Genomic DNA, 18,396 nt, shown 5'->3' with positions numbered 1-18,396 from the left:
ATTTGCACAGCAAAAAAGAAGTGCTGCTTTTTTCCAAAGAATATCACGAGTTGCTTAAAACGAGATAATAATAGGGACAGTTATCTGTAAAGGATTGTAACAATGGGAGAGTAAGACTATGCATGACTTGCAAATACATAGCCTTAGCTTGGTTATAATTCTCTCAAAGCTTGCTGGATTGGGGTGTTAAGTAATTTAACTAAAGGCGACAATGTTGCAGTTATACACAATACAAGTGTAGTTAGAAGTGCGATGAACAATGCAAGTAAGTCAAGGTCAAGTAAAGTCGAGCCAATCAGTTTATAAAGAATAAAACACGTAATCAGTGCATATATAAAAGCAAAGAGTATTTGTTTGCAGCGGCTAAAAACGACATAACTATCAGGAGCTCCAATAGCGAGTAACACGCAAATAGATTGTTTATCTAGTCGAAGTTGTGCCAGTACTTGATACCATAAGCCACTAAATATCCCTGCAAGAATGATCAGTGTAATTATAAAGCTAAACCAAAGTAAATCAGTTGATTGTTGATCAAATTGGGCCAAAATATCGGCTAATGTTGCTGCTTTTTGGATATTAATGCTTGTGGCTTGCTCGCCTAACCAACGGCTAAAGTCACTATGCTCACTGAGTGCTTCAATGTTGCTTGATAAAATGGAAAAGTGTTTTAAGGTTTCCTCATCATATGTATTTAAGGGTAAGTATAGAGTAGGCATAATGCTTTGTCTGCGCCCCCAATGAGGGATATCGTCGCTGATCCCAATAATTGTGAGCTGCTGGTTTTGTAAACCGTAACTAATCGTCGTGCCAATGAGTGAACTCAACTCTTGCGAACTACTTAAATGCCTAGCAAGGGCATGGTTGATGATTGCGCCATTTTGCCAATTAGCTAATTGTTTGCCTTGAATATCCACATCAACTAAATCAAAAAAGTGGCTACTCGCGTAGACTGTTTTGATATCGAGTGATTCCTTAAGACGCTGGTCGTCAAGTGTATACTGGTGTAGTTTTTCAAAAGGGGATGACAATATCACGGCTTGCGGATCGCTTTGCTGTATCTGGTTTAAGGCTTGGCGCCAAGAAATCGCAAAGTGGCCAGAGTCAACACGTATCTGAGCAACTGATAAGTCAATATTACTTTGCTGATATTGCTGCCACTGAGTGTGAGCCACATGACTTAGCGCATAGGTTGCCGTTAGCGCTACGCTTAATTGAATAACTAAAATACCTCCGGCCAACGCCTTTTGAAACAACGATACCCGAGTATTTGCCATACGAGTAAACAATGAACCCTTAAGCAAGTTCACAAGGGGGACGAGGGCACATACTATTACACTCACAGCTATCATCGCGATTGCACTGATAAAACTTACACTATCTACAGACAAATCTTTATCAGTAAATAACAATTGGTAGCTGGCACTGCTAATTATTAGCTGACTAAGTAAGTATAGACTTAATACACTAAGCAAACTTATTACCACGATTTTCAGACATGAAAAAAGGAGCGCAGGTCGAATAAAGTCGTTCGATTGTGCGCCTAACAACTGTAAGGTTTTATACTCATCGGCAAACACAATTGCTTTACTGCTAGAAATTGAAAACAAACTAAATGTTAAAATAAAAAACAGCGTAACAATTAAACCTATGAGTAATTGCCACAGAAGCACCATATGCTGATGCGATTTAGGATCAAAATTTACCCCTGAGAAAATAACTAGCGGCAATGGTGATTTACCAAAAGACATGCCTTTAACGCTTAAATCTATACTCTCCAATTGCTTTTTAGTTTGCTCAGGATCAAAAGACATTTTTGCTGAGAACAAAGCGTAATAAAAAGGAGCCGCCTGCAAAAACCGGTCTATCATTGAGTCATTAGTAAAAGGAGTCGAATAGCGCAGAATATCCTCAGGTAGCCATACATCAATATGGTTAACTCCTACTTGGTTATATTTTTTATCTAAAACACCAAGAATTTGTATACCTTGCTCAAGGCGTTTATAGGAAAGTATTTTTCCTTTAATATTGGCATCACTTTTGAGTGTTTCTCGCCAAAACTTTTCAGTGATCCACGCACCAGACACTTTGTTATTTTTTAGCACGTCAATCGCTAAATTGTCGGCCATATTAGGTGAAAAAATAGCACTTCTGACATTGCTTAACTTTGCGTTATCAACCGAAAAGTTGAACTCTTTAAACACGAGCCATGACACATCTTCAACCATTGGTAGTGTTTTTAGCTGATCAAGCGCTTGTTTACTAACTGCACTTAAACGGTTATCTTCACTTAATCTACCTAATGTATACAAAGGCTTTTGGGTATTGGTCCAGCTTGGGTTTTCATAAAAAAGCATAGTGCCTAAGCGCAACGCGATACTTAAAAGAGCGGTGGTTAAAGCAAAGCCAAATAATAATATAGCCAGTTTTAAATATTGCCCACGCCAACGTCGCCACTGTGTTAACAGCTCAAAGCCTCGATTACTTACCATCATAATCTATCCGCCCATCTAAAATTCTGATCCGGCGTTTGCAGCGTTGTGCAACGTTTTCATCGTGGGTAACGACTATAAGTGTGCTGCCCTTATCACACAGCGCTTGTAACAACGCCATTACTTCATCACCGGTGGCTTGATCAAGGTTACCTGTCGGTTCATCCGCTAATATTAACGCAGGTTTATTGACCAATGCCCTTGCAATAGCAACACGTTGTTGTTGCCCGCCCGAAAGCTTATCTGGCGTGGTGGCGTGTTTATCTAGTAATCCCACATCATTAAGCGCTGCTTTAGCGCGGTCAATATACTCACTTGATTTTATCGTTTTATTAAAGCGCATAGGCTGAACTACATTCTCCAGCACTGTCATACTGGCAATTAAATTAAAGTTTTGAAATATCCAGCCTATGTGGGCATTGCGCACCAAACTCTTTTGTTTACGGGTCAACGCTGTAATATTTTCATTGCGCAGTAAATAGTCACCAGCTGTTGGTTCATCGAGTAAACCAATAATAGATAATAAAGTCGATTTACCACTTCCAGACGGGCCTAAAATAGCAATTGATTCACCATCATTAACTGTTAAATCGATGTTTTCCAATACGGGTTTGGCATTGGCTGAAAATGACTTTGATACTTGCTCTAACGTAATTAACTGCTCCACTGTGCACTCCTTAGCAGGGGTTGTCGTTTTTGTTGTTATACCTATTTTTGCATCACTTTTATAATTCAGCTAAGTCATTTGGGAGTGTACTTAATACTAACTCCCCCTCATTCAACCCAGCTAAAACTTCAATATATTGTCCACCCTGTAGGCCTATGGTTACTTCTTTAGCTAAAATTTCTCCCTCTTCGTAAATATATACATTTTGTGTTAGTTGCCGAGGGTCTAAATATATCGGTTTGGCGATACGTAATGTGTTTTCTTTGTCTGCTACTAATACGTTGGCAGCAATAGATAAGTTACTGATTGCAGATGTAGGTACTTGCTGTATAAATGCAGCTTCTAGTTTTATTTGATTCGCCTCAATACTTGGAAACACCCGCACAACTTTTGCATTATACGAAGTGCCTTTAATTTCAACCGTCACAGGCATGCCTATTTTTATAGAGTCAGCTGCGCTGGCGGGGGCGAGTAACTCTGCATAAAGGCTATTTTTATCTGATAGTTTAGCCAGTACCGTACCTTTACTTACGGCTTGTCCAACATCAATCCCATCAAGCAGCTCAGTGAGAATACCGCCTTGCGAGGTTTTAATTTCAAGGTTTTGTACATCGCTGTAAGTAAGGGCAAGCTGTTGTTTTTCAGATTCAAGGGTTAGGGCTAATGCTTTTTCTTCATATTCAAGTGCCGTTAAAAAAGCTTTTTCACTGCGCTTTGTTAAATCTAATTTTAAGCGAATTTGTTCAAGCCGCGTTTTTGCTTTTAAAAAATCAAGATCACTTAATAGTTGCTGCTTATGTAATGTGCCTAAAGTTGCAATTTCTTGCTCAGCAAATTTTAGTTCGCTTTGCGCCATAGCAACGTCGTTAGCCAGTTGTGTTGCTTCGCGCTGTAATTTAGCTAATGCCGAAACATGCATCGCCTGTGCTTTTTGCCAGTTTAATTTTGCTATATCGTATTGGCGTAATAACTGCGGGTTAGATAACGTAAGTACAACGGTATTGCTGTCCAGGTGGCTACCCGGAAGTACATTTAATTGGCTTATATGGCCATCTATTTGCGCCACTAAACTACTTGAAACGCGGGGTTTTAACCGGCCAAACACGGCAACTTGTTGTTGTACCGCACCCTTTTCTACCGCTGAGTATTTGATGTCGTATGCTTTATTGCTAAATAATACCGTTAGCACAAGCCAAACTATTGCCACTAATACCAATACACCCAAGGCAAACAGTAAAACAGTTCGCGATTTTATTAAGTTGGAATCTTGCTTTGGAATAGTTAACATTTATTGCCCTTTTAGCTACTAAGCGCGCATGGCGCTAAGAATTACACACTATTGCGGGTTGAACCCGATTAATGGGATCTCAATTAAATACCACGGTATCGTTGCATGCTTTTGCAGAGTAAGTGCAGCATTTTTTCGTCGTTTGATGCTTTTTACTAATAGTTTCGTAAAAGCCCCACCTTCTGAGTACAGATAAGTCCCATCTTTTGGGTCAGTTGGTGTATCAAAGTATAAATACACATAGTGGGCGTGTGCAGGTACTTGTATATTTGTATAAGCAAGTAACTCTTCAGTGGTTATATTTATATTGAGTTGTTGTTGGCTGAGTACATCATTTAAATCAGGGGTGACTTTAATTGCCTCTTCATAGCTGAGCCAATGCTCACTCTCGATATCAAAAAGGTAGCCTGTTTGGTAGTATGCATCGCCGCCTGCATTTAAAAAAAACTGCTCAAAGGTATCAAAGCGCTTAGTGGTGCCACGTTGCCACTGTTCTACTTTATTGGCTTGGTCAGTAAAGCTTTTCATTTCTTCAGTGATCTGTATATCGGCAAAGCTGCTTGTATGGGTAAAAAGCAACCCAGCAAAGGCAAGTTTTAGAAGGTGTTTTATCATTTTAATCTCCATTTAAAATATCAAAACTCTATTGCGGCTTAAACTCGATTAATGGGATCTCAATTAAATACCACGGGATAGTCGCGTGTTTTTGCATGGTCAGTGCAAAGCGTTTACGTCGCTCATAGTTTTTTATTAATAGTTTTTCAACTGCAGGGTCGACAGAATATTGTTCAGCAAACATATACGTCTTTTTTTTGGCGTCAACAGGTCTATCAAAATATAAATATACATAGAGGGTGTTTGTAGGTACTTGTATATTTGTAAAAGCGAGTAATTCTTCGGTGGTGATATTAATTGTATACTCTTGGTTAACTATTAGGTCTTTTAAATCAGGGGCAACTTTAATGGCTTCTTCATAGCTGAGCCAATGATTGTTTTTGATATCAAATAAGTATCCAGCTCCTGTGTAAGCACGGCCTCCGGCATTTAAAAAAAACTGTTCAAAGGTATCAAAGCGCTTAGTTGTACCACGTCGCCATTGCTCTATTTTATTGGCTTTATCTGTAAAGCGGATCATTTCTTCAGCGTCGTTAACCTCGGCAACACTGGTTGTATGGGAAAAAAGCAGTGCAGTAAAGGCAAGTTTTAGAAGGTGTTTTATCATTTTAATTTCCGTTTAAAAACAGTAACGACTGCATACTGTTACTGTGTGACTATCTAATATTAAGGGCAGTTAATAGTACAAGGGTCGGCCTCTGTACAGGTTAAGGTGCTACTTCCTGGCCCTTGCGCCTCACAAGCGAATTCTCCATTTTCCCAGCTACAAGTGCTATCACCGCACGCTGCATACACACCAATACTCACACTGCTTACGAATACACCAATAATTACTTTTTTGATGGTTTTAGTAATTATTTAATCTCCATATAAAATGTAAACCCTGAATTGGGTACTTTTTATATTATCGAACTGTTTTTATTTTGTAAACATAATGTTTTTTAGGTTGTAGGAAATTATTTTTTGTTTTAAATAAACGCGTTCTATTTGATGAGGTTAAAATTTTTGCGGCTTAAGCCCGATTAATTGGATCTCAATTAAATACCACGGATAGTCGCGTGTTTTTGCATGGTCAGTGCAAAGCGTTTACGGCGCTCGTAACTTTCTGTTAATAGTTCTTTAATGTCAGGATTGGAAGAATAGTGAGCAGCAAACATATACGTCTTTTTTTGGCGTTAACGGGCTTATCAAAGTATAAATATATATAGTGGGTGTTTGCAGGCACTTGTATATTTGTAAAACGAGTAATTCCTCGGTGGTAATATTGATATTGAGTTGTTGTTGGCTGAGTACACCATTTAAATCAGGGGCAACTTTAATGGCTTCTTCATAGCTGAGCCAGTGATTGTTTTTGATATCAAATAAGTAGCCCGCTAATGTGTAAGCATGGCCTCCGGCATTTAAAAAAACGGTTCAAAGATATCAAAGCGCTTAGTAGTGCCACGCCGCCATTGTTCTATTATCTGTAAAGCGGATAATTTCCTCTGCGTCGTTAGCCTCGGCAACACTGGTTGTATGGGTAAAAAGCAATGCAGTAAAGGCAAGTTTTAGAAGGTGTTTTATCATTTTAAAGTCCTTTTACAATGATTAATGTTAAAACAATAAGATAATGCTGTTATCTAGTTGCATCGTTTTTGCATTATAAGTAATTTAAGAATGTATTCAATTTTATCTCCATTTTAACCCCGTAATATAAACAAAAATCTAATAAGGGAATTCAATGACTACAATCGGATCTTTACTGTTATTTTGCGGCAAAATGGGAGCCGGTAAGTCTACCGTAGCGAAAAGGGTGGCTGATGCGCGTAATGCTGTGCTGCTCAGTGAAGATGAGTGGCTGAATGCACTTTATCCAGAACAGATAAAAGTATTTGCCGATTACATTAAACTTTCAGGTTTACTCAAACCTTTACTCAAGGCCCATGTACAAAATATTTTGCAAACAGGGGCGAGTGTGGTGATGGACTTCCCCGCTAATACTAAAAAACAACGAGCTTGGCTAAAAAGTTTAGCTATTACGACTGATGCGAAAATTGAGTTTACTTACTTAAAGGTATCGAATGAGTTATGTCTTCAGCAAATTGCCCAGCGATGCATTGAACAACCAAATAGAGCGGCATTTGACACTGAAGCTGTGTTTAATCACGTTACCCAGTATTTTGAAGAGCCAAGCCCGAGCGAGTTTAGTAATTATAAAGAGATAATAAGAAGTAAAACTTAGAATAAAAATTTAGACACAAAAATTTTTTATCATTAGTTTAAAAAAGCCACGTAAAGTTAATGGGGTACCCTCTGAATTACGTGGCTTGTTATTTTATTCCTGTTGCTGCGCTTCTTGCTCGGTTATTTGTTTAAATGCTTGCACAAATGCGTCGCTTGGTTGGCCGCCAGTAAGCGCGAATTGATCGTTGATAATAAACGTTGGCACTGAGGTGATACCTATTTGCTGTAGCGCGTTTTGCTCGCTGCGAACGTCTTGAAAATACTCACCTGAGTCTAAAATCTCTTTTGCGCGGGCTCTATCAAGGCCAACACTTTGTACTACATCAAGTAGGTTTTCTTGCTCGTTCAAAAAGACTAAATCGGTAAAGTGGGCTTTAAATAATGCCAGTTTTAGCTCGGTTTGTTTGCCTTCACTGGCAGCCCAAGTGAGTAAGCGGTGCAGATCAAAGCTGTTGATCATGATGCGTTTACCATCAAAGTTAAAGGCAAAACCCGCTTGTTCGCCCATTTCTAAAATACGTTTGCGGTTTTCCTCGCCTTGCTCTTCGCTCAGGCCGTATTTTTGTGCTAAATGTTCGTTTAAATCTTGCCCTTCGATTGGCATATCCGGATTTAACTCAAATGGTTTCCAGCTGATCTCAGCTGTAAATTCGTCACTTAATTGCTTAAGGGCTGTTTCAAGGTTTTTATAACCAATAATGCACCACGGGCACATTACGTCTGAAACGATGTCGATTTTTAGCTTTTTCATCGGTGAGCTTATCTTTTACAGTGTGTACAGGTCTATATGCAGGCGTTAAGGGGTTAATTCAAGTGGCGTGATTTTCAATTTATAAAAATAAGTGCGTAAACTGCACGGTAAGAATTTACCGTGCAGTGAATAATGATAGGCTAGTTGAGAGTAAATTAATCAGCTAAACCAAATGGGTCTTCTATGCTGTGGCTCGGCTGGGTAAACCATTTAGGGCCGTTATCAGTCATGTAAAAATGATCTTCTAAGCGTACGCCAAATTCATCAGGTACAACTAACATAGGTTCGTTACTAAAACACATGCCTGCTGCGAGTGGGGTTTTATTGCCACCCACTAAATAAGGCCATTCATGTATGTCTAAACCAATGCCGTGACCAGTGCGATGCGGGCAACCTGGCGTTTGATATTCTGGGCCTAAATCTTGCGCGGCTAAGTAACTACGCGCGGCGGCATCGACTGCTTCACAAGGCGCACCAATTTTTGCGGCGTTGAAGGCGGCAATTTGCGCGGCTTTTTCATAATCCCAAAATTGGCGTTGGCGTGGCGTTGCTTCACCAAATACATAGGTACGCGTAATGTCTGATAGATAGTCATGCACTTTACACCCCGTGTCAATCAATACCATATCGCCTTTTTTAAGAATTTGTGGGTCTTTTACGCCATGAGGAAATGACGTTGCCAGCCCAAATAATACGATACAAAAGTAATTGCCTGGCGCGCCGACTTTTTGATGCGCTTGTTTGATAAAAGCTTCTACTTCGCTCGTGCTAATGCCTTCATGTAGCATGCTGGCTGTTGCTTGGTGTACTGCTAAAGTCATGTCCATTGCGCGTTGCATCAGTGCTAATTCGTTGGCTGATTTATGCATACGACAATGTGCGGTAACGGGTTGCGCATTAACTAGCTTTAAGCCGGTTTGTGCTTTGTTTATACCATCAAAAATAAAGAACTGTGCGCTTTCGTCAATGCCAACAGTGCCATTAGCAGCAATGCCCATTTCTGCGAGTATTTCAACAAATAAGGCATAAGGGTTTTGGTGTTCTTGCCAACCACGAATAGGCCCATCAATAACTTTAAAACCATTAAGTGAGCCAATTTCAAAAAACGGAGCTATGTATTGTACGTCGCCTTTAGCCGGTAATATTGCACCCACCATTCGTTCACTGGCATACCAACGCATGCCGGTAAAGTAGGTTAGGTTAGTTCCTGCATTTAGGTAAATTGCATCAATACCATTAGTTTGCATGTAGGTTTGTGCGTTGGCAATACGTGCTAGGTGTTCATCAGCTTGAATAGGCGTTAAATCGCCCGTCATATCGCTTAGGCTTGCGAGTGCGTGTTCTTTATTTTGCGTACCAATTCCGAATGTTGTCATGGTGCTCTCCTTTATTTATATGCGGCTATTGTGCGTGTGGCTGTGCTTTACTGCAAGCGGGTTGCGTTGAAAAGCGGCTAACACAATAAGGGTGTATATCTATTTGCGGCGGGTGGTTTAAACACAGTGCGGTTATTAATTCTGCGGTTACAGCGCCTTGCGTTAATCCTAAGTGCTGGTGGCCAAAAGCAAAATACAGGTTATCGTGGTTTGGGGCGCTGCCAATGATAGGTAATGAATCTGGTAGCGATGGCCTACACCCCATCCAGGTACTGCTAGCATGTAATGAAATGGCTGACTTATTAAGGAGTGCTTTAGCATTAGGTAATAATGCCAATGCGCGTTTGTTATTCATTTTACGCTCGGTGCCGGCAAATTCTACGGTGCCTGCAATACGCAGGCCTTGACTCATCGGGGTCATAATAAAGTGACGTTCGGCAGAGGCCACTGGGCGTGAAAGGCCGTAATTACTGGCTAGCATACAATGGTAACCACGTTCAGTATCAAGGGGGACTTTATAGCCTAAAGGTTTAAGGAGTGTTTTACTCCATGCGCCTGCGGCGATGACTACTTTATCAGCTGTGACTTTTTGATCATGATAATTGAGTGTATAACCTTGCTTTACTGGTTGTATCGCGGTTATTTTTTGTTGGCAAAATTGGCCGCCCAAAGCGCTGAATTGCTCAGCTAAGTGCAGGCAAAATAAATGCGGATCAACACTGTGGGCCACGTCTTTAAATAATAAAGCGTAGGTAATTGTTTTAGCCAAATTGGGCTCTAGTAGGCGTACGTGTTCGTCATCAAGTAACTCCACTGCAATACCCTGATCAAGATAGCTGTCTAGCATGGATTCAATTTTACTAAGAGGAGTGGTTTCAAAGGTCAATAAGCTGCCTTTTTTAGTTAATAAATGCCCTAAATGATACTCACTGAGTAAGCGCTCATAAGCGGGGATCGCTAGTTGGTTTAATGCCTTAAGTGCTTGTGTGTTAGCACGGTAAGTTGTACTTGGCATATTTTTAACAAATTGCCAAAACCAAGGCAGGGCTTTAAACCCATAACGCCAATCAATCCGAAGTGGCCCTAATGGATTGAATAACATACCGGGTAGCTTTTTTAATAGAGAAGGGTGCGCAAGCGGAAACACTTGCTCAGTAGCAAAGTGGCCTGCATTGCCCTTTGAGCACCCTTGCGCTAAACCACTTTCATCATATAAGGTGACTGCAAAACCTGCGCGCTGTAATTGTAATGCGCTACAAATACCAATAATACCGGCGCCGATAACGGCGACTTGCTGGTTTTTTTTATCCGCCAAAATAACTTACCTCTTCTATAAAAGTAATACTAAGCACTTGATTTACAGGCGCGAATACATTGCATCTCACTTTAAACCGTGATTTATGAAAAAAATCCTGCTGTTTTAAATCAGTAAATAAGCATTGTTTTTCAGCTGCTTAAATAGTTTTTCCCAACTTTTAAAAAGCCTCTAAAGATAAACCTTCTAACAAACTTTAAGTTGGGATATTGATTATTGTATACAATATACTTACTATATCAAGTCTAAACATCAATCAGGTAATTAAAATGACAGTAACTTGGCAAGGTGTCTGTGCAGCAGTAACGACTCAGTTTTATGCAGACGACGCCATTAATTGTGCAACAACAGTAAAAATGATCGATGAACTTAATAACGAAGGTGTTCACGGCATGATTGTAATGGCAAAGGAGCAAGCAGCTGACGTCTCGCTTTATAGTCAAGTGATGGCAAGCCCTATTAACTTAACAAAATTTAAATTGGACTAAGTTATGCTCAAAGGGACCTTTTTTTGTATTGACGGGCATACCTGTGGTAACCCCGTTAGGCTCATAACCAGTGGTCATCCACAATTGAGCGGGCTGAGTATGAGTGAGAAGCGTCAAGATTTTTTGCAAAATCATGATTGGATACGCCAAGCACTGATGTTTGAGCCTCGTGGTCATGACATGATGTCGGGCGGGTTTTTATATCCGCCCACCACAGAAGATGGCGATGCAGCCATTTTATTTGTTGAAACATCAGGGTGCTTACCCATGTGCGGCCACGGCACAATGGGCATAGTCACGTTTGCTTTAGAGCATGGCTTATTACATGCAAAAGTACCCGGAATCCTGCTGTTGGACACGCCTGCTGGGCGTGTACAAATCAATTATGAAATGACTGATGGCAAAGTGCAGTGGGTAAAAATTTATAATGTTCCCGCCTATTTAGCACACCAGTCGATCGTTATTGAAGTGCCTGAATTAGGCGAGCTGACAGTAGATATCGCTTATGGCGGCAACTTCTACATTATTGTTGAGCCACAGTGTAATTATAAAGGCATTGAACATTTAACCGCTGGGCAAATTTTGCAGTATAGCCCGCTGGTGCGTGATGCGATAAACGCGAAAGTTCAATGTACTCACCCGCTTGATCCAACCGTTCAAGGTGCAAGCCATGTTTTATGGACAGGCACACCAAAAAGTGCCAATTCAGATGCCGCAAATGCTGTTTTTTATGGCGATAAAGCCATTGACCGCTCGCCATGTGGAACAGGCACCAGCGCGCGTATGGCACAGCTATTTGCCAAAGGGCAGTTGGCTCAAGGGCAAACGTTTATTCACGAAAGTTATATTGGCAGCCAGTTTATTGGTTGCATTGAACACGTAACAAAAATCGCAGGCATAACAGCTATTTTACCAAGTATTCAAGGCTGGTCTAGGGTGACGGGCACAAGCGCGATCACTGTGGATGACGATGACCCATACGCATTTGGGTTTCAAGTAATTTAATGAGGAGCAGAGCATGACATTAACAGGACAAAGTTTAGTCGCAGGGCAATGGGTTGGTGATTCAGCGAATGGTGAATTTAACGCATTTTCTCCAGCACGCAATGAACCACTACCAACGCGCTTTTTTAATCTCAGTGCCACTGAATTAGACGGTGCCATAGAGGCCGCGCAATCGGCATTTTATGAGTACCGTAAAACCAGTTTTGCACAACGAGCTGATTTTTTAACGTGCATTGCAGAGCAAATATTAGCGCTTGGCGATGAGCTACTTGAGCAAACACATCAAGAAACCAACCTACCGCTTGCACGCTTACAAGGCGAGCGCATGCGCACCGTAAATCAACTTAAAGCGTTTGCCAGTGCCTTGCGCGAAAACCCTGCATCACCACTGGGTTTAAAAATAGTGGATGAGGCCGATGCAACAAGAGCACCGTTACCAAAACCACATACTGAGCTTAACTATTTACCACTGGGGCCTGTTGCTGTATTTGGTGCATCTAATTTTCCGTATGCCTTTTCAACACTTGGTGGCGATACGGCAGCAGCACTGGCAGCAGGTTGCCCAGTGATTGTAAAAAACCACACAGCGCACCCTGGTACAGGTGAGTTAATGGCACGTGCAGCGCTTGCCGCTATAAAAGAATGTGCGATGCCTTTAGGGGTATTTGCAATGATACAAAGCAAAGCGTATGACATGTCGCATCAGCTAGTTGCAGCATCAGCAATTAAAGCGGTGGGTTTTACCGGATCATTTAATGTGGCAAGTAAACTACAAGCAACGATCGCCAAGCGTGAAGAGCCCATCCCATTTTATGGCGAATTAGGCAGTATTAACCCACAAGTTATTTTGCCCAATAAAGCGATTGAAAACAGCAAAGAAATCGCACAGTCACTTTGCCAGTCAATGCTTATGGGCCACGGGCAATTTTGTACCAGCCCAGGTCTGTGGTTAGTACCAACGGGATGTGATGAACTTGAAGCAAACATTTCAGCGTGTATTAATGATGCCCCATCAGACACCTTACTCACCCCTGGGATTGTTAACACGTTTAAACACCAAATAGCAGAACGTTGCCAACTTGATCAGCTAAGCGTATTGGGTAAAGGCAAGCTTGAGCACGCGTTTCATGCCAATGCGCATGTATTCGCGTGCAATGCCGATGATTATTTAACAACCCCTGCTTTGCAAGATGAAGTGTTTGGTCCTGCTGCATTAGTGGTGCGCTACGACAGTGAAGCCCAGCTCATGACATTGATAAACCAATTACAAGGGCAGCTGACAGCCAGTGTTCATGGCACTGAAGCTGATTTAAACAAAGCCGATAGCCTTATCGAAGCGCTGCAATATAAAGTAGGTCGTTTGATAAAAAATCAGATGCCAACAGGTGTTGAAGTGTGCGGTTCAATGAACCACGGTGGGCCATTCCCCAGCTCAACCGATGTACGCAGCACCTCTGTGGGCACAAATGCAATGTTACGTTTTATGCGACCAATTTGTTATCAAGCATAAGATTTATTGGGCGGGATTTACAGATTGTATTTTCCCGCTTATCCCCTATTTATAGAGGGTTCAGGCAGATTCTAACTTGGCATATGAGTGAATTTGAGTATAATGTATGCCAAATGCAATATAATACCAATCGACTTAAATATTTAACCATTCTAGCGAGCTAAATAAAGCGCTAACTGCGTTATAAATTTTTCATGTACGACTGCATGGATGCAGGAGGTAGAGCAATGCAGGAGCAATTGCCGAGATCAACACCATGTCAAAATTTATGCCTTGTTATCACTCCATTTACCTGTAGCTATAATTGGTCAGTAACTTAACACGATTGGTATAAGAGGATCACCATGGCTATCGAGCACAAAACCCGTACCCAATTAGTCGCAGAAGCAATTCGCGCAAAAATTCTTTCTGGTGAAATTAAAGCCGGCGAACCTTTACGTCAAGCGGCACTGGCAACAGAGATGAACGTAAGCCGTATTCCTGTACGTGAAGCTCTATTGCAGCTTGAAGCCGAAGGGCTTGTTAACTTCGAAGCACACAAAGGAGCCACGGCCACAGAGCTTTCAGCATCACAAATTGATGAAATCTTTGATTTAAGAGCGTTGCTTGAAGCCGAGCTACTAAGCCATTCAATAGGTGGTTTAACAGATCAAGATTTAATCGACGCAGAGCTTATTTTAACTGAGCTTGAAAGCGCGATGGATGCAGGCGATACTCACCTAGCAACGGGCGATTTAAATAGCCGTTTTCATGGCAAACTCTATAGCCGCGCAGAGAGACCACAAACCCGTGAGCTGGTTGACATGTATAGTAAAAATTCAGAGCGTTATGTTCGTATGCATATATTGTTAGCCGGTGGCCTAACCACAGCGCCAGAAGAACACCGTACTTTACTAGAGTTTTGCCGCGCAAAAGATACTAAAAAAGCCTGTGACTTTTTGAAAAAACATATATTGGGTGCCAAAAACGACATTAAAAAGCTACTACTTAAAATAGAAGACGAAAAAAGGTAGCTTTTCGTAAACTTTTGCTAGCACATTCATATAATGTGCTTTAACGCGTTAAATTTATTTGACAAAAATATACGGCTGTCCTTTTTACCTGTTTTATAACCTAGAGAATGGACTAATCACACCATTTGCACCTTGTTGTAAAACATGCGTATATATCTGAGTTGTTCGCACATCGCTATGGCCTAGTTGCGTTTGAACCGTTCGAATATCAGCACCACTTTGTAATAAGTGCGTAGCGAATGAGTGTCGTAAAGTATGCGGAGTGGCGTGTTTATTAATTTGTGCATCACAAGCTGCTTTTTTAACCGCGCGCTGTAATTGTTTTTCATCTATATGATGTCTTCTCAATTGCTTACTTTGGGGATCAATGCTGAGTTTATAGGATGAAAATAAATACTGCCAGCCCAGTTGTTTGTTATGATTTGGATATTTTTTACGTAATAAATGTGGCATAAACACGCCACAAAATAGCGGGTTATTTAGGTCTAACTGTAAATAACTATCTACTAATTGAATTTGTGTCCGTATTTGCGGTATGAGCTCAGTTGCAAGCGTTACAACACGGTTTTTTCCTCCTTTACCATCCCATATGCGGATGCAGTTATAGTCAAAATCAATATCCTGCACACGCAAACGCAGTACTTCCATTAGCCGCATGCCACTGCCATAGAGAAGCCCACAAGGTAAATAATGTTTTGCAGAGCACACTTTAAAAAAAAGGTTTACTTCTTGCTGTGTTAAAACGACGGGGAGTTTAGTTGCTCGTTTGCTCTTGATAAAATCTAAGGATAGCGATAGTGGCTTTTTAATGACCTCCTTAAATAAAAAGCTTAACGCATTTAAAGCTTGCGTTTGCGTATTAGGTGCAACATTTTGTTGGTTAACTAGATGATTTAAAAAAAGCTCTACTTCATTATCTCCCATTGTTGTTGGGTGTCGCATAGAATTAAAGCGAATAAATGCAGCTATCCAGTATAAGTAAGCTTTAATGGTACTTTTAGCATAGCGCTTTAAATACATTTGTTCCGAAATCATAGTTAAAAAAGGTGACTTCATAGGATGAATCTCCAAAAATAAATTACTGTATATATAGACAGTTGTTTGTGTTTTGTCCAATATTACTGATCTCTACCATTTTGGGGTATTTTTGCACTTGTAAAAAGTTAGACAAAGTTCACTAATTGTTTACAGGTGTTTATTTGAGGGCTAAGATAAATGCATTGTAATATATGGACATTTGTCGGTTTATAAAACGACAAATGTCATAGACAAAATTGTTAGCTTTCTCATCAAGAATGGAGTTTTATGAAAGGTTATAGATGGACATGTAACGCCTGTAGTTTTGGTAATGACTCAAATAAAACTCATTGTACAAATTGCGGTTGCTCTTCAACGGCAGGTACTGAAGATATCGAGAAGCATAAAAACCCCGAAGGATTTAATAAAAGAACAAAAATAGAAGAATATAAAAAACAAGTATTACCTCTTTTATTTTCTCCATGCTTTTTAGCTATTTATATGCACAACGGTAAAATTGAAATAGCCTTACTTTTATTTGTATCGGTTTCTTTTCTTATAACCAAAAATTTAAAATTGTTGCAGTACATCTGCACTGATAAAAAAGCTAAAACAATGCTAGTTACTTTCTCAGGTGTTTTACTGGTATTTTTCCTAGTTAGAATTTATTTAATCCCAAACAATAGCTCACTTGTTGGTTGGGGGCTTATGTTTTATTTTATATTTACTTTTGGATTCTTGTTTTATTTTTCAAAAGGTAAACGGTTCAGCAGGCTTTTCGAGAAGTTTTACAAAGAAAGCTAACAAGAAAATTAATCAGGACAAATAACAGTTGGTTTTTGCTCCTGCGTCGCTTATTTTAACCAACTGTTATTTGCCCATTATTTGGGCGTTGTGGCTGTAGAATTACTCTTTTTTAAGAAAAACAGCCTGTTTTATGGGTTCCAAATGCATTACCTAATGCTTTAAAAACGCTTAGAGTTAATTACAGGAGCTCGTTTTTTAATTGAATTTGGCTGTTAGAGTAATTCTACAGGCTCGTTAGGCTCCTATGACTGCAAGGCACCACCATTTCTTATCTCAATGCTATTTAAAAGGGTTTACGCGAGGTAAATCCAAAAAATCTAGACTTGCGGTAATTGATTTGAAAGGGAAAAAATCTTTTGAAACGACACCTAGAAATGTTGGTGGAGTACGCGACTTTAATCGAGTGGAAATTGAAGGGGTTGACCCTAACCATATAGAATCTGAGCTTTCAAAATTTGAAGGCTTGGCAGCTACCGCACTTAAAAAGCTAAAAGATACCTTAGATTTTTCAGGTGAGACCAAGGACATAATACTTAATCTCATTGGACTTATCGCTGTACGCTCTCCTGAAAGAAGAGAGCATATGAGGCAATTTGAGGCTCAAATTGCTGAACGAATTATGGGAATGACACTGGATTCTAAAGAAGCATGGGAAGGCCAAATTAATAAATTAGATGACGATGAAAAGCCAAAAGCTAAAGTTAGTTACGAAGAAGCTAAAGAGTTTTTTGAATCTAAAAAATATACTATAAAGCTTGCAAGAGAGCACCAGATTAGAATGGAAATGGTGCAAATTGATGCAATATTACCTTGTTTATTTGGCAGGCAATGGATGTTAATAACTTCTAACGATGAATCAGGGCCATTCATTACCACCGATAGACCAATGAACCTTTCATGGATTAAGCCGGATGATGTTCCACCATTATATCGCTCTAGCCCAGGGTTTGGTTTAAAAGGAACTGAAGTTTACTTCCCTATCTCACAAGACTTAGCCTTAATAGGAGAGTTTGACGGGGAAGATAAAACAATTGAAGCTAATGAAAATTTAGTCGCTGTTCTTAATAGTAAAATGTTATTTAACTTAAATGCTCAAATATATGCCCCTAAATTTGATTTCAAGTTTTTTGGTAAAGATAATGATATTTTAAATGGCAAAGAGTTGCTCCGTGAAATCGGAGCCTAACAAGTTGCTCAAACGGACAAAAAACAGTTGGCTTTTTCTCGTTCCTCGCTTATTTTAGCCAACAATTTTATTGCCGCTTAGCAAAGCGTTATATGCCAATGATGAAATCGCTGACTATTGTGCTATTTCCACTAGCTTTAATTACTAGCTGGAGTAGCTTTGCAAACATAGATATTGAATATCAGGTAACTGAAGTTGCTGGTAGTAACACAAATTATGGTTTATCTGTAATTGCACCAGCCAGCGATCCTGAACAATTAGTTCCATATTGGCATCGTAAAGCTGTCAAAATTTGTGGTTCTAAAAAATATATAGCGTCTGCGTTAATTAAAAAATCAACGCAATGCGGTGATGCTATTAAGGTTACTAGTACAGGTGAAAAGTGTGAGGTGATTCCTGCATCAGTTTTCGGTACTTTAAGCTGTAATGGCATATAACAAGCTAATTAATAAGGACAAAAAACAGTTTGCTGTTTTCGTTCCTCAACATTTTAGCAAACAATTTTTTGCCCATTATTAGGGCGTTGTGGCTGTAGAATTACTCTTTTTTAAGAAAAACAGCCTGTTTTATGGGTTCCAAATGCATTACCTAATGCTTTAAAAACGCTTAGAGTTAATTACAGGAGCTCGTTTTTTAATTGAATTTG

At 40.0% G+C, this 18,396-nt stretch carries 18 protein-coding genes; 8 read left to right on the top strand and 10 right to left on the bottom strand.

The window, feature by feature from the left end; genetic code table 11:
- Nucleotides 1-152: 152 nt before the first annotated feature.
- The 6 genes from HH219_RS18595 to HH219_RS22325 form a co-directional block, all read right to left on the bottom strand.
- Nucleotides 153-2,492, bottom strand: coding sequence for a hypothetical protein (locus tag HH219_RS18595; RefSeq protein WP_169328306.1), 2,340 nt, complete (start codon nucleotides 2,490-2,492; stop codon nucleotides 153-155).
- The gene (locus HH219_RS18590) at nucleotides 2,479-3,156 is read right to left on the bottom strand and encodes an ABC transporter ATP-binding protein (protein WP_169328305.1); all 678 of its coding nucleotides are present in this window, start codon (nucleotides 3,154-3,156) and stop codon (nucleotides 2,479-2,481) included. Before HH219_RS18590 ends, HH219_RS18595 begins: the two co-directional genes overlap by 14 nt.
- A gap of 58 nt (nucleotides 3,157-3,214) precedes the next feature.
- Entirely contained in the window at nucleotides 3,215-4,444 is a 1,230-nt protein-coding gene (locus HH219_RS18585; RefSeq protein WP_169328304.1) for an HlyD family efflux transporter periplasmic adaptor subunit, read from the bottom strand.
- 48 nt (nucleotides 4,445-4,492) lie between these two features.
- Entirely contained in the window at nucleotides 4,493-5,059 is a 567-nt protein-coding gene (locus tag HH219_RS18580; RefSeq protein WP_169328303.1) for a hypothetical protein, read from the bottom strand.
- 28 nt (nucleotides 5,060-5,087) lie between these two features.
- Nucleotides 5,088-5,666 carry a hypothetical protein gene (locus tag HH219_RS18575; protein ID WP_169328302.1) on the bottom strand — a complete coding sequence of 193 codons (579 nt, stop codon included), beginning with the start codon at nucleotides 5,664-5,666 and terminating at the stop codon, nucleotides 5,088-5,090.
- Nucleotides 5,667-6,490: 824 nt separating this feature from the next.
- Nucleotides 6,491-6,625 carry a hypothetical protein gene (locus tag HH219_RS22325; protein WP_282960320.1) on the bottom strand — a complete coding sequence of 45 codons (135 nt, stop codon included), beginning with the start codon at nucleotides 6,623-6,625 and terminating at the stop codon, nucleotides 6,491-6,493.
- Nucleotides 6,626-6,779: 154 nt separating this feature from the next.
- On the opposite strand from HH219_RS22325, the gene HH219_RS18570 reads away from it, so the two are divergent.
- Nucleotides 6,780-7,280 carry an ATP-binding protein gene (locus tag HH219_RS18570; RefSeq protein ID WP_169328301.1) on the top strand — a complete coding sequence of 167 codons (501 nt, stop codon included), beginning with the start codon at nucleotides 6,780-6,782 and terminating at the stop codon, nucleotides 7,278-7,280.
- Between the two features lie 93 nt (nucleotides 7,281-7,373).
- Here HH219_RS18570 and HH219_RS18565 read toward each other — a convergent pair whose 3' ends face one another.
- The 3 genes from HH219_RS18565 to HH219_RS18555 all read right to left on the bottom strand — a co-directional run bounded on the left by HH219_RS18565 (nucleotide 7,374) and on the right by HH219_RS18555 (nucleotide 10,724).
- Nucleotides 7,374-8,033 (bottom strand): DsbA family oxidoreductase, encoded by a 660-nt coding sequence (locus HH219_RS18565; RefSeq protein WP_169328300.1) that lies wholly within the window; start codon nucleotides 8,031-8,033, stop codon nucleotides 7,374-7,376.
- Between the two features lie 155 nt (nucleotides 8,034-8,188).
- Nucleotides 8,189-9,409, bottom strand: a complete 1,221-nt coding sequence (locus HH219_RS18560; protein ID WP_169328299.1) for a Xaa-Pro peptidase family protein — start codon at nucleotides 9,407-9,409, stop codon at nucleotides 8,189-8,191.
- A gap of 25 nt (nucleotides 9,410-9,434) precedes the next feature.
- Nucleotides 9,435-10,724 carry an FAD-dependent oxidoreductase gene (locus tag HH219_RS18555; protein WP_054205915.1) on the bottom strand — a complete coding sequence of 430 codons (1,290 nt, stop codon included), beginning with the start codon at nucleotides 10,722-10,724 and terminating at the stop codon, nucleotides 9,435-9,437.
- 269 nt (nucleotides 10,725-10,993) lie between these two features.
- On the opposite strand from HH219_RS18555, the gene HH219_RS18550 reads away from it, so the two are divergent.
- The 4 genes from HH219_RS18550 to HH219_RS18535 all read left to right on the top strand — a co-directional run bounded on the left by HH219_RS18550 (nucleotide 10,994) and on the right by HH219_RS18535 (nucleotide 14,740).
- The gene (locus tag HH219_RS18550; protein WP_054452175.1) at nucleotides 10,994-11,212 is read left to right on the top strand and encodes a hypothetical protein; all 219 of its coding nucleotides are present in this window, start codon (nucleotides 10,994-10,996) and stop codon (nucleotides 11,210-11,212) included.
- Nucleotides 11,213-11,215: 3 nt separating this feature from the next.
- A complete protein-coding gene (locus tag HH219_RS18545) occupies nucleotides 11,216-12,217 on the top strand; it encodes a 4-hydroxyproline epimerase (protein ID WP_169328298.1) in 1,002 nt (333 codons plus the stop codon).
- A gap of 13 nt (nucleotides 12,218-12,230) precedes the next feature.
- Nucleotides 12,231-13,727, top strand: coding sequence for an aldehyde dehydrogenase (NADP(+)) (locus tag HH219_RS18540; RefSeq protein ID WP_169328297.1), 1,497 nt, complete (start codon nucleotides 12,231-12,233; stop codon nucleotides 13,725-13,727).
- Nucleotides 13,728-14,071: 344 nt separating this feature from the next.
- Entirely contained in the window at nucleotides 14,072-14,740 is a 669-nt protein-coding gene (locus HH219_RS18535) for a GntR family transcriptional regulator (RefSeq protein ID WP_054205919.1), read from the top strand.
- A gap of 93 nt (nucleotides 14,741-14,833) precedes the next feature.
- Here HH219_RS18535 and HH219_RS18530 read toward each other — a convergent pair whose 3' ends face one another.
- Nucleotides 14,834-15,796, bottom strand: a complete 963-nt coding sequence (locus tag HH219_RS18530; protein ID WP_169328296.1) for an integron integrase — start codon at nucleotides 15,794-15,796, stop codon at nucleotides 14,834-14,836.
- 249 nt (nucleotides 15,797-16,045) lie between these two features.
- On the opposite strand from HH219_RS18530, the gene HH219_RS18525 reads away from it, so the two are divergent.
- The 3 genes from HH219_RS18525 to HH219_RS18515 all read left to right on the top strand — a co-directional run bounded on the left by HH219_RS18525 (nucleotide 16,046) and on the right by HH219_RS18515 (nucleotide 18,187).
- The gene (locus HH219_RS18525; protein ID WP_169328295.1) at nucleotides 16,046-16,561 is read left to right on the top strand and encodes a hypothetical protein; all 516 of its coding nucleotides are present in this window, start codon (nucleotides 16,046-16,048) and stop codon (nucleotides 16,559-16,561) included.
- A gap of 247 nt (nucleotides 16,562-16,808) precedes the next feature.
- Nucleotides 16,809-17,750: a DUF4238 domain-containing protein gene (locus HH219_RS18520; RefSeq protein ID WP_169328294.1), complete on the top strand. Its 942-nt coding sequence runs from the start codon at nucleotides 16,809-16,811 to the stop codon at nucleotides 17,748-17,750.
- A gap of 98 nt (nucleotides 17,751-17,848) precedes the next feature.
- Entirely contained in the window at nucleotides 17,849-18,187 is a 339-nt protein-coding gene (locus HH219_RS18515) for a hypothetical protein (RefSeq protein WP_169328293.1), read from the top strand.
- Nucleotides 18,188-18,396: the final 209 nt, after the last annotated feature.

It is taken from the genome of Pseudoalteromonas sp. NEC-BIFX-2020_015, from assembly GCF_012952265.1.
Lineage (GTDB): Bacteria > Pseudomonadota > Gammaproteobacteria > Enterobacterales > Alteromonadaceae > Pseudoalteromonas > Pseudoalteromonas neustonica.
This window is presented reverse-complemented; position numbering and strand designations above follow the sequence as displayed.